Source organism: Luteirhabdus pelagi (assembly GCF_016827595.1).
Classification (GTDB): domain Bacteria; phylum Bacteroidota; class Bacteroidia; order Flavobacteriales; family Flavobacteriaceae; genus Luteirhabdus; species Luteirhabdus pelagi.
Window position 1 is genome coordinate 270,344 of the sequence record NZ_JAECMS010000003.1, and the last position, 12,654, is coordinate 282,997.

The 12,654-nt window shown below is 40.1% G+C and carries 9 protein-coding genes; 4 read left to right on the forward strand and 5 right to left on the reverse strand.

Annotated elements, in window-relative coordinates; genetic code table 11:
- Window positions 1–41 precede the first annotated feature (41 nt).
- Window positions 42–1,220, forward strand: a complete 1,179-nt coding sequence (locus I4Q58_RS10480) for an acetyl-CoA C-acyltransferase (RefSeq protein WP_203295910.1) — start codon at window positions 42–44, stop codon at window positions 1,218–1,220.
- Between the two features lie 22 nt (window positions 1,221–1,242).
- Entirely contained in the window at window positions 1,243–1,992 is a 750-nt protein-coding gene (locus I4Q58_RS10485) for a C40 family peptidase (RefSeq protein WP_203295818.1), read from the forward strand.
- 54 nt (window positions 1,993–2,046) lie between these two features.
- On the opposite strand, the gene I4Q58_RS10490 is transcribed toward I4Q58_RS10485, so the two are convergent.
- Window positions 2,047–3,309 carry a tetratricopeptide repeat protein gene (locus I4Q58_RS10490; RefSeq protein WP_203295819.1) on the reverse strand — a complete coding sequence of 421 codons (1,263 nt, stop codon included), beginning with the start codon at window positions 3,307–3,309 and terminating at the stop codon, window positions 2,047–2,049.
- A 15-nt stretch (window positions 3,310–3,324) separates the two neighbouring features.
- Window positions 3,325–5,856: a DNA gyrase subunit A gene (gene gyrA / locus I4Q58_RS10495; RefSeq protein WP_203295820.1), complete on the reverse strand. Its 2,532-nt coding sequence runs from the start codon at window positions 5,854–5,856 to the stop codon at window positions 3,325–3,327.
- Window positions 5,857–6,115: 259 nt separating this feature from the next.
- On the opposite strand from gyrA, the gene I4Q58_RS10500 reads away from it, so the two are divergent.
- Window positions 6,116–8,671, forward strand: a complete 2,556-nt coding sequence (locus I4Q58_RS10500) for an ATP-dependent Clp protease ATP-binding subunit (protein WP_203295821.1) — start codon at window positions 6,116–6,118, stop codon at window positions 8,669–8,671.
- A gap of 88 nt (window positions 8,672–8,759) precedes the next feature.
- Here I4Q58_RS10500 and I4Q58_RS10505 read toward each other — a convergent pair whose 3' ends face one another.
- Entirely contained in the window at window positions 8,760–9,647 is an 888-nt protein-coding gene (locus tag I4Q58_RS10505) for a T9SS type A sorting domain-containing protein (RefSeq protein ID WP_203295822.1), read from the reverse strand.
- 101 nt (window positions 9,648–9,748) lie between these two features.
- Here I4Q58_RS10505 and I4Q58_RS10510 point away from each other — a divergent pair, with 101 nt between their 5' ends.
- On the forward strand, window positions 9,749–10,132 hold the full coding sequence (locus I4Q58_RS10510) for a hypothetical protein (RefSeq protein ID WP_203295823.1): 384 nt from the start codon (window positions 9,749–9,751) through the stop codon (window positions 10,130–10,132).
- A gap of 4 nt (window positions 10,133–10,136) precedes the next feature.
- On the opposite strand, the gene hutH is transcribed toward I4Q58_RS10510, so the two are convergent.
- Window positions 10,137–11,648, reverse strand: coding sequence for a histidine ammonia-lyase (hutH, locus tag I4Q58_RS10515; protein WP_203295824.1), 1,512 nt, complete (start codon window positions 11,646–11,648; stop codon window positions 10,137–10,139).
- Between the two features lie 119 nt (window positions 11,649–11,767).
- Window positions 11,768–12,490: a T9SS type A sorting domain-containing protein gene (locus I4Q58_RS10520; protein ID WP_203295825.1), complete on the reverse strand. Its 723-nt coding sequence runs from the start codon at window positions 12,488–12,490 to the stop codon at window positions 11,768–11,770.
- Window positions 12,491–12,654: the final 164 nt, after the last annotated feature.

Genomic DNA, 12,654 nt, shown 5'->3' on the forward strand with positions numbered 1-12,654 from the left:
TGCCTATAATTCCTAAGAAACAAATTCACAGTAAAAAATATATCATGAAAGAAGTTGTCATCGTATCTGCCGCTAGAACCCCAATCGGAAGCTTTATGGGAAGTTTATCCTCTCTTACAGCAACGAAGTTAGGATCTACTGCCATTAAAGGCGCCTTGGATAAAATAAGCTTGGACCCAAATACAGTTCAAGAAGTATATATGGGAAATGTGGTACAGGCAGGTGTCGGACAAGCGCCAGCGCGTCAGGCCGCGTTGGGAGCCGGAATTCCGGATACGGTGCCTTGTACAACAGTTAATAAGGTATGTGCCAGTGGAATGAAAGCCGTGATGCAAGCGGCACAAAGCATTGCTTTGGGCGACACCGATATAGTAGTAGCTGGTGGAATGGAAAGCATGAGTAATATCCCACATTATGTACACATGCGAAATGGTAAAAAATTCGGTCCCGCTACTTTAGAAGACGGGATGCAGAAAGATGGATTGGTGGATGCTTACGACCATAATGCGATGGGTGTTTGCGCTGATTTATGTGCTACCGAATACAATTTCTCTCGTGAAGATCAAGACAATTTTGCCATCGAATCGTACAATCGTTCCAAAAAAGCTTGGGAAGAAGGTAGGTTTGATGATGAAGTAGTGCCAGTGGAGGTTCCTCAACGAAAAGGCGATCCTGTTATCGTGAAGGAGGATGAAGAATTCAAAAATGTACGAATGGATAAAATTCCTTCGCTTCGTCCAGCCTTCAGCAAAGATGGAACCGTTACAGCTGCAAATGCCTCTACGATCAATGATGGAGCGGGAGCAGTAGTGATGATGTCTGCTGAAAAAGCTGCAGAATTAGGGTTAACGCCCTTAGTCACCATAAGAAGCTATGCCGATGCTGCACAGGAACCGAAATGGTTTACGACCGCACCAGCAAAAGCACTTCCTAAAGCATTGGATAAAGCTGGTGTGACAAAAGATGATGTGGATTTCTTTGAATTTAATGAAGCCTTCTCTGTGGTTGGTCTTGCCAATATGAAAATTATGGATTTGGATGGTGAAAAGGTAAACGTAAACGGTGGAGCGGTATCGTTAGGCCACCCACTAGGATGTAGTGGTGTTCGAATTCTTATTACTCTAATTAATGTATTGAAACAGAACAATGCGAAAATCGGTGCTGCCGCTATCTGTAATGGTGGTGGAGGTGCTTCAGCCATGGTAATAGAACGCAAGTAAATCCTCTCCCAAGTCTGCTTAGATGAAATATGGTCTTTGTAATGTAAGCATTGCTCCTTTGCGTGCTGAAAAAGCTGATGCCAGTGAAATGGTTTCCCAGGTGTTATATGGGGAATTGTTTAAAATTTTGGATATGCAGAAGAAATGGAGTCGTATTCGTCTGCATCATGATGGGTATGAAGGTTGGTTGGACAATAAGCAACTTTTTGAAGTCGAAGAAAACGATTACAAAAAATATGGCTCACTTCAACCAAAACTATCCTCCGAATTAGTGGATTTTGTAACAGAAAATCATGGGCAACTGATGCCTATTCCTTTGGGATGTGCTGTCGGTTCAGCGAAATTATTGCAACATAGGTTTGAAGGGCCAACGAAATCCAGTGTATTGAACAAGGATTATCTGGTCAGTACTGCGCTATTATATTTAAATGCGCCTTATCTGTGGGGCGGAAGAACGCCTTTTGGAATAGACTGTAGCGGTTTTACACAAATGGTGTATCGACTGAATGGTCATTCATTGAAGCGAGACGCTAGTCAGCAGGCCACTCAAGGCGAACCCTTAAGTTTTATTGAGGAAAGTGAGCCAGGCGATTTAGCTTTTTTTGATAATGCGGAGGGCGATATAACCCATGTTGGCATTATTATGAAAGATCATTATATTATTCATGCGCATGGAAAGGTTCGAATAGACCGCTTAGACCATACGGGCATCTTCAACTATGATAAGCGAACGCATACTCATAAGCTTAGAGTCATTAAAAAGATTATCTAATAAAAAAGCCGTCTACGAAGACGGCTTTTTTATTATTTATTGAAACTGTATCAATTAATTTTCCATAGTTTCGACTTTCGCCTTCATTTCCTTGAATTGAGCATCCATTCCTAATTGGCTGTAAATATTCATCAGCGTTCTTTTAATCTCAACATCCTCAGGCTTTTGCTTCTCTGCTTTCTCTAAATAAGGTAAGGCATCACGATATAATTGTTCTCTTTTCTCCTTTAATTCATCATATTTTTCATTATCTGCCCTAGAATTGCCCAGAGAATTCATTTGATCAACTATCTCACGCTCTTTATTCAAAATTAGGACCGAGATGTTAATGAGCGCTGATGTATAGTCTGGTTTCAGCTCGAGGACTCGATTATAATATTTTTTAGCTTTTTCAAAATCTCCAAGTTCTGCGGTAGCAACTCCTAAGTTATACATGATTTCGGGGTTGTCCGGTTGGCTTGCTGCCACCTGTTGCATCAATTCGTTGTACTTTTCTTTCTCACCCATTTTATAGGCCATATTAGCCTCTGCTTGCATCAACGAAATATCATCTGGGTTTTCGGCACGTGCTTCTTTCATCAGAGCCTTAGCCTTCTCATCATCATCCTTCTCCATATAAATAAGAGTAAGGTTACGAAGTATTTCTCCTTTTTTGGAAGGCATCATTCGCTCACTTGGTTTAATAACCTGACCTGCTTTCACCATTAAGTCTCGTTGCGACTTATCACCATATACAACTTCCTCTCCAGTTTCCTTATCGACTGCTACATATTGCATAACCTCACCGGTGTAACCTAAATCCATTAATTCATTATAGTACTCTAATGCTGTATCAAAATCTTGCGCATTAACCGCATTCCCAGCAGCAAAATAAAGATCGGATGTATCCTGTGGACTAACTCTGTAGCTATTATACAATTTTGTTGCCGCTACAGTATACTTTTTTGCATTTTGATCTTTAATAGCACTATTTACTAGTGTAATTCGAAGATTATCTTTTAATACTGTCATTCTTTCACCAAACTCATTCATGCCTCCTAAATCTTTTGCCTTCTCAAAAGACTTAATTGCCATTTCCATTTTTGAAAGGTCATCTCCGGCGCTTCCTTGATATGCTTCAGCCTTAACCAAGTAAAACTGAGCCTTCAAATCTTGATCAGCACTACCAATTGAAGCTTCTGCTTCTTTAAGATAAGACATTGCTTCACTGTAGTCTTTATCTTCTACAGCATTTTCTGCTTTTCTAACTTCTCTTTTCTGTGCAAATACAGCAATGGAAAACAATAATACCATCGCTGTTATAACCTGTTTTTTCATTTTAAGTGTTTTAATTTATTCGTTGTTTTCGGTTTGTTCCGCACTATCATCATCAAGAGTGGTGCCATGTTCTGTATTCTCTACCTCATCACCTTCTTCTATGTCATCTTCATCATGTTTCACTTTTGCGACTGCTGCAATAGCATCATTATCACGAACCTTGATTAATCGAACTCCCTGAGTAGCGCGTCCCATCACTCTGAGATCCTCGACTGCCATCCGTATAGCGATACCCGATTTATTGATAATCATAAGATCATCTTGATCGGTTACATTCTTGATTGCTACTAATTTACCGGTTTTTTCGGTAATATTTAGCGTTTTTACACCTTTTCCACCTCGATTCGTAATTCGATAATCGTCTAATGTTGAACGTTTTCCATAGCCTCCTTCAGAAACTACCAAAATATCCGATTCATCGTCATTAATAGCTACCATTCCTACTACTTCATCGTTATCGTTATCAAGTTTGATCCCGCGAACCCCTGAAGCATTTCGGCCCATCGGACGTGTTTTTTCTTCTTCGAAACGAATCGCTTTACCACTTCGAACTGCTAACATTACCTGACTATCGCCAGTAGTAAGTTTAGCCTCCAAAAGTTCATCGCCGTCCTTAATAGTAATGGCGTTAATTCCATTTGTTCTCGGACGAGAGTATTGTTCTAATGAAGTTTTCTTTACCTGACCTTTCTTAGTTGCCATTATGACATATCGGCTATTGATATACTCTTCATCTTTTAAATCCTGAGTACAGATAAATGCCTTCAACTTATCATCTGGTTCAATATTGATAAGGTTTTGAATTGCTCTTCCTTTTGACGTACGACTTCCTTCCGGAATTTCGAAAACCCGTAACCAGAAACATTTTCCTTTTTGAGTGAAGAAAAGCATGTATTGGTGATTCGTTCCTACGAACAAGTCTTCCAAGAAGTCTTCATTTCTAGTTGAAGAAGCTTTTTGACCAACCCCTCCTCTATTTTGCTTTTTATATTCGGTAAGTGATGTACGCTTTATATAACCAGCATGTGATATCGTAATAACCACCTTTTCATCGGCAATCAAGTCAGTAATACTAACATCGCCACCGGCATACTCGATTGTAGAGCGGCGCTCATCACCATACTTATCACGAACCTCAATCAATTCTTCCTTGATGATATCCATACGACGGTCTTTCTTCGCCAGGATATCTTTATAATCTTCGATGGTTTTCATCAATTCATCATACTCGCTACGAAGCTTATCCTGCTCTAGACCCGTCAACTGACGCAAACGCATTTCAACAATCGCCTTCGCTTGAATCTCGGTTAGCTCGAAAGTATCCATCAACTTTTGGCGTGCCTCCTCAGCATTCGCCGAAGCTCGAATCAAGGCGATTACTTCATCGATATTATCGGAAGCGATGATCAATCCTTCCAGGATGTGCGCTCGTTCTTCCGCTTTACGCAATAAGTATTCCGTTCGACGGACCACCACTTCATGGCGATGTTCCACGAAATAATGAATCAAGTCCTTTAAGTTTAACAACTGTGGACGACCATTCACCAATGCGATATTGTTCACGCTAAAGCTAGATTGAAGCGCCGTATACTTGAACAACATATTTAACACGATATTCGGTACCGCATCACGTTTAAGGATGTATACAATGCGCATTCCCTTTCGGTCCGATTCGTCGCGGATATTAGAAATACCTTCTATTTTTTTATCGTTTACAAGGTCGGCTGTTTTCTTAATCATATCAGCCTTGTTCACCTGATATGGAATTTCAGTAACGATAATACATTCGCGTCCGTTTACTTCTTCAAAATGCGATTTTCCGCGCATAACGACACGTCCGCGACCTGTTTTAAATGCCTCCCTTACTCCTTCATATCCGTAGATAACTCCACCAGTAGGAAAATCAGGCGCTTTTACGTGCTGAATCAGCTCGTCAATTTCAATATCATTATTATCGATATAAGCAATGGTACCGTCAATAACCTCTGTAAGGTTATGCGGAGGCATATTGGTTGCCATTCCAACTGCAATACCAGATGCACCGTTAACCAATAACCCTGGAATACGGGTAGGTAAAACGGTTGGTTCTTCTATGGTATCGTCAAAATTGAGTTGATGGTCTACTGTTTCCTTATCGATATCGGCTAACATTTCCTCAGAAATCTTGCGCATCCGTGCTTCTGTATATCGCATTGCCGCTGGACTATCGCCATCGATGGAACCAAAGTTTCCCTGTCCATCAACCAACATATACCGAAGACTCCATTCCTGAGCCATCCGAACCATTGCATCATAAACAGATGTATCGCCGTGCGGGTGATACTTACCCAATACTTCACCGACGATACGCGCCGATTTTTTATGAGAACTACTGGAGCGCACTCCCAATTCGTGCATTCCAAATAACACTCTACGGTGTACTGGTTTCATACCGTCCCGTACATCTGGCAGCGCACGTGACACGATGACCGACATCGAATAATCGATGTAGGCCGATTTCATTTCATCTTCAATATTTATAGGAATCAGTTTTTCACCTTCAGCCATAAATTTTCGCTTTAAAAATAGTTGTTATACTAACGTAGCAATATACGGTATTTTGAGGGTTAAAAGGCGTATTTCACTAGGGTTTATTCACGATTTTATTAACAAATTTAACAGGCTTTTTGGTTGATAACTAAACTATACACGGCTTTGAATTACCGTCTTTTTTTCGTCCTTTTACCTAAGCCCTTTCAATTCAGGTACAATATTTGCCCTTTTGTAAGTAATTTTAGTATTTTTAGACGTATAGGAACTGAAGACTATGGATGATAATTTTTCCCCAAGAGTAAAAGATGTAATCGCCTACAGTAAGGAAGAAGCCTTACGCTTAGGCCACGATTTTATAGGTACCGAACATTTGATGTTAGGATTGTTGCGTGATGGTAATGGAAAAGCTGTTTCTATTTTGAATGCCCTGGATGTTGATTTGAATCACCTGCGCAGAAAAGTAGAAATTCTAAGCCCCGCCAATCCTAATTCCGATTCGGCTACTAACGATAAAAAGAACTTACACCTCACTCGACAAGCGGAACGCGCCTTAAAAACGACCTTTTTAGAGGCAAAGCTGTTCCAAAGCTCAAGTATCAATACCGCTCATTTATTGCTGTGCATTCTTAGGAATGAAAACGATCCGACCACAAAGTTGCTGATGAAGATGAAAGTAGATTATGATGGCGTGAAAGATCAATTTAAAGTGATGATGGCAAACGATGAAGACTATTTGGATTCACCTTCTGCGGAATCTTTCCCGAGCGATGATGATGCGGCGGCCGCCGATGGTGGTAAGGAAAACCTATTTACCGGAAATAGCGGTAAAAAAGGAAATAAAAAATCGAAAACGCCCGTATTAGACAATTTTGGTCGTGACCTAACGGCACTTGCCGAGGAAGGCAAGCTTGATCCAGTGGTGGGACGTGAGAGCGAAATACAGCGTGTATCGCAGATATTAAGTCGACGAAAGAAAAACAACCCACTTCTCATCGGAGAACCCGGTGTTGGTAAATCGGCTATTGCCGAAGGCCTCGCCCTACGAATTGTACAGCGTAAAGTGTCACGTATTTTGTACGACAAGCGTGTGGTAACCTTAGACTTAGCTAGTTTGGTTGCTGGAACGAAATATCGTGGTCAGTTTGAGGAACGGATGAAAGCCGTGATGAACGAACTGGAGAAGAATGACGACATCATTCTGTTTATCGACGAGATTCATACCATCGTGGGCGCTGGAGGTGCTACCGGATCCCTGGATGCTTCCAATATGTTTAAGCCAGCATTGGCACGAGGTGAAATTCAATGTATTGGAGCGACTACCTTAGATGAGTATCGACAGTATATCGAAAAAGACGGTGCACTCGAGCGACGTTTTCAAAAAGTATTAGTCGAACCTACTAGTATCGACGAGACGATTGAAATCCTCAAAAATATCAAGGATAAATATGAATCGCACCACAACGTCTTGTATACCGATGATGCCTTAGAGGCTTGTGTGAAATTGACGAATCGATATATGACCGATCGTTTCCTTCCCGATAAAGCTATTGATGCTTTAGATGAAGCAGGTTCACGTGTACACATCACCAACATCAATGTACCTGAAAAGATTCTGAAAATCGAATCGAAATTGGAAGAGGTTCGCGAGTTGAAGAATTCTGTTGTGAAAAAACAGAAATATGAAGAAGCCGCGAAACTTCGTGATGATGAAAAGAATTTAGAAAAGGAATTGGCCGATGCCCAGGAAGTTTGGGAAAAGGAATCCAAATTACATAAGGAAACCGTTGACGAGGAAAATGTAGCCGAAGTGGTTTCTATGATGACTGGCGTTCCGGTAAGTCGAATTGCCCAAGCGGAAAGTGCAAAATTGGCTGAACTACCAAAACGTATCAAAGGGAAAGTAATCGGTCAGGATGAAGCCGTAGGAAAAGTGGTAAAAGCCATTCAGCGAAATCGCGCTGGATTGAAAGATCCGAATAAACCGATTGGTTCCTTTATTTTCTTGGGACAAACCGGTGTCGGTAAAACTCAGTTGGCGAAAGTGCTAGCACGTGAGTTATTCGATTCGGAAAACGCATTGGTTCGTATCGATATGAGTGAATACATGGAGAAATTCGCCGTATCACGGTTAATTGGAGCACCTCCAGGCTATGTTGGCTATGAAGAGGGTGGTCAATTAACTGAAAAAATCCGAAGAAAACCGTATGCGGTTGTATTACTGGATGAGATTGAAAAAGCGCACCCCGATGTATTTAACATGTTATTACAGGTGTTAGATGATGGTTATATTACCGACAGTCTCGGACGTAAAATCGATTTCCGAAATACAATAATCATAATGACCTCGAATATTGGTGCTAGAAAGCTTCAGGACTTTGGTCAAGGTGTTGGATTTGGAACTTCTGCAAAAAAGAATCAGGCAGATAGTAATGCGCGAAGCATCATTGAAAATGCTTTGAAAAAAGCTTTTGCTCCAGAATTCCTGAACCGTGTTGATGATGTTATGGTATTCAATTCGTTGGATAGAGATGATATTCACAAAATTATCGATATCGAATTAGAGAAATTATTCGATCGTATCAAAGGCTTGGGTTATGAGCTAACGCTTTCGAAGAAAGCAAAAGACTTTATTGCCGATAAAGGTTTTGACAAAGAATATGGTGCGCGTCCATTAAAACGTGCTATTCAGAAATATATCGAAGATGCGCTAGCAGAGGAGATCATTAACTCCAAAATCGAAGAGGGTGATGCTATTGCTATGGATCTCGATGAAAAATCGAATGAATTAACCATCAAGGTTAAAAAGCAGAAAAAGAAAACCGAATCATAAGGTTTTATATTAATAACTAAAAAAGCACTTGAAGATATATCAAGTGCTTTTTTTTTGGGAAATGCTTCGATTCGACTCGGGGCGGCGCTTACATCTTAATCAATTTTAATGTCCGTTCGGAGTTTCGAATTCCTTTTAGTTTCACAAAATAGATGCCGCTTGATATTGTTTCTGCTGAAATGCTAATTGTGTTGCGACCTTCATTTTTAGCATGTATCAATTCATTTCCTCGAATATCGTACAGGAGCACTTCCTTTACTTTTTCAGTGTTGAACAGTACAATTTCACCATTCTGAATCGGATTTTGTAGTCCGACCGAGTGTAATGAGTGAAATGTTCTATTCTCCAAAAACGTTGGAGTACATTCCGAAATAGAATCCAGATTGGAATAAAACAGCTCTCCATCTTTAAAGAAACAGCTTAAGGCCCCAACTTCATTTATATCGGGTGTTCCTCCTGCTGCATTGATTAGCGAAAGCGATCCTACCCCCTCGATCCAAACGGGATCTTCATCAGTTTCAGTATTGCTTTCAGCAGGCGACAAATAGAAGTATCTATAGTCATTTCCGTCCACCAATGGCCTAGGAATAATACTATCTAAAACATAATACCCCCCATCTCTCGGAAAAGGCGTGATGGGATTAACAATATCGATAGAGTCGCCAACTTCCAGAGAGAAGTCATATAGCAAATAGTCATCGACTCCTTGCGGGGTAATGGTCGTCAAGTAGATTTTTCGGTTTTCTATTTCTTCACGAAGTAAAAAACCTCTTGAGATATAATGATAGCCATCCAAGATTTTATAATGCTGCCCGTCGACGATGGTATCCCCATCGGTATAATAAGCATCTGTAATACAGCCCGAAAAACAGGTGGTAACCTGCCATTCGTTATAATTGTTCAGTAATGGTGTATAGTCTTGTGCGTACACCGTTTTTCCGATTAACATAAGCGCTAAATAGGGTAATAGTTTCACGAATACTAGAATTTGAAGATCATAAAGTTAACCATATTTATATATTTGCGCATTCAACATAAACAAAGTGCCCCTTTACGCACTAATTTTGTCACCTCGCAATGAACAGACGATTACAAAAGCAATTGGACTTCTGTACTATCGATATTTATGATCGATATTTAATTACTCGAATGAATGAGGGAATAACAGTTACTCCCAAACACAATGCAGTATTGGTTGAATTGGCGGAAACGTACTTTAAAGGGGTTCCTTTTGGCTATATTACCCATAGGATAAATTCGTATTCCGTAAATCCTAGCGTTTACGTTGAAACTTCAAAGATTGAAAATCTTGCAGCTTTTGCTATAGTTGCTGGCACCACTTCCCAAATTTCTACTATTGAAATTGAAAAGCTATTTTTATCTAAGCCCGTGAAGCAATTTCCCTTGGTGGAAGAGGCTGTCGCCTGGGTGGAAGATAATGTGGCTTCCTACAAGTTATAATAGCCTATTCAAATAATAACGTTTCATCTATTGAAAAATCCTGCAAGAAGGCTACCGACGCATGAATATCGTCAGCTAGAACCCTATCCTCAGAAACAAAAGAAACGGTTTCACGATATGTTTTCAAGAGCGTTTCCAGTAATGTTGAAGTTTTCTTGGGTCTTCTAAACTCAATTGCCTGCGAAGCATTCATAAGCTCTATGGCCAAAATAGTCTCGATATTATCTACAACCCGCAAACATTTTGTGGCCGCATTTGCTCCCATACTAACATGATCTTCCTGACCATTGGAGGACACAATACTATCGACCGATGCGGGACACGCCAATTGCTTGTTCTGACTTACGATACTTGCTGTTGTATATTGTGGAATCATAAAGCCGCTGTTCAATCCGGGGTTATCGACCAAAAAGTCCGGCATCCCCCGGAGCCCAGAAACCAATTGATAAATTCGTCGTTCACTAATGTTTCCAAGTTCCGCCATGGCAATGGCTAGATAGTCCAATGCCAACGCAAGTGGTTGACCATGGAAGTTACCGCCCGAGATAATCTTATCGTCTGAAATAAAGATATTTGGATTATCGGTAACAGAGTTGATTTCAGTTTTAAAGGTTTTCTCTACAAATCGAAGCGTATCCTTAGTTGCTCCATGTACTTGTGGAATACATCGGAAAGAATAAGGATCCTGTACATTTTTCTTTTCGCTTTGTCCTAATTCGCTATCCTCCAACAACTCCCGAAAACGTTCTGCTGTTTTCACTTGTCCGCCGTGCGGCCGCACCATATGAACAAGTGCATCGAATGGACTCATATTACAATCGAAAGCGTCTACCGATAGTGCTGCAATAACATCTGCCAAATACGATAGCTTATAACATTTCATAAGCATGTGAACCCCATAGGCACTCATGAACTGCGTGCCGTTAAGCAGGGCTAATCCTTCTTTGGCCTGTAGGGTTATTGGGCTCCATCCCTTTTCCTCCAGCAATTTTTCGGAAGCAATTCTTTTGTTATTAAAGAAGACTTCACCTTTACCTATAAGTGGTAATGAAAGATGTGCCAGTGGAGCAAGGTCGCCACTAGCACCTAAACTTCCCTGCGTATAGACAACGGGTAATATGTCATGATTGTAAAATTCTATAAGACGTTCTACCGTTTGTAATTGAACACCACTATATCCATAGCTTAACGATTGAATTTTCAACAATAACATCAGCTTTATAATTTCCTTTGGAACATACTCACCCGTACCACAGGCATGCGACATTACCAAGTTTTCTTGTAGTTGCGATAAATTTTCAGCTGAAACCTTAACGTTACACAAAGAGCCAAAACCAGTATTAATACCATACACAGGCGTATCCTGCGTTTTCATTTTTTCATGAAGGTATGAATGCGATTTATTGATATTCGTCCTAGCTTCTTCAGATAATTCTAGTGATAAACGATTTTCAACAATACTCTTTATCGTAGAAAGGTCTAAGATAGCCGTACTGATATAATGGGTAGTTTCCATTTATGCTGTGTTTGGTAGAAGGTTGTTTACGAGGTCAAACTTACTTAGTTGAAGGGAATAAAAAAAGCGCATTCCCGACAAGTTTTTCAGGAATGCGCAATCTAAAATTTTTGAAAGATTTATCGCTTTACTATCTTTTGGCTAAAACGATTTCCTTCAGCGTCGGTCAAGGTTACAATATATACGCTTGACGTTTTATCGCTCATAGGAATGGAATGCACTCCTACAGAAACATTATTTTGTTGCACCAATCTACCTTGAATGTCATAAACCTCCATATTTAAAGGCTCTTGTGCTTGAATACGAATATTATTACTAACTACGGTTGTTAACAAATTAGCATCGATCTTGCTAGCTTCCTCGCTACTAAGATTTGGATCGTAACGATAGAATACGGTAAGTGGGTCGCCGATTTCGTTACCATCGCCATCTACCTCAAAAAATTTAAATTCGTATTCAATGATACTACTACCATCACCTGGGTCGGTATTCAAAAAGTGATCTTCAGTCGAAGTCTGCGTTTCTCCTGGTTGAATGGTAACCGTCTGATTGATAGGATATACTTGCCCTACGGAAACGCCATTATAGCATTCCAAATAACAAAGTTCCATTTCGACACCATCGGTATTAGAAAAAGCCTCAACAGAAATATTTGTATCAATCGCTGCCGAACCGGTATTCCGTACAAAGAAATTCAAAAGTGCATCTGGATATTCTGCAGTTCCAAATGTATAAATACTTCCATCCTCTATAGGATCACCTTCAGGAGTCTCTACCTCAAATTGGGCATTTGCCGTACCTATAAGGCCGCAAAGCGCTAAGAATAGTAATGTTTTTTTCAAAATGTAATTTTTAAGTTAATAAAGCGATTCATTCATAATCGATCGATAAAAATACCTATAATATTTTAATATTCATAATTATTCAGTGCATCATAAAACCCCATAAAGCCTAGTGTTCCTATAGGTAAATTATGTTTTCTGCAACGTATTATTTTTTGCGGAAA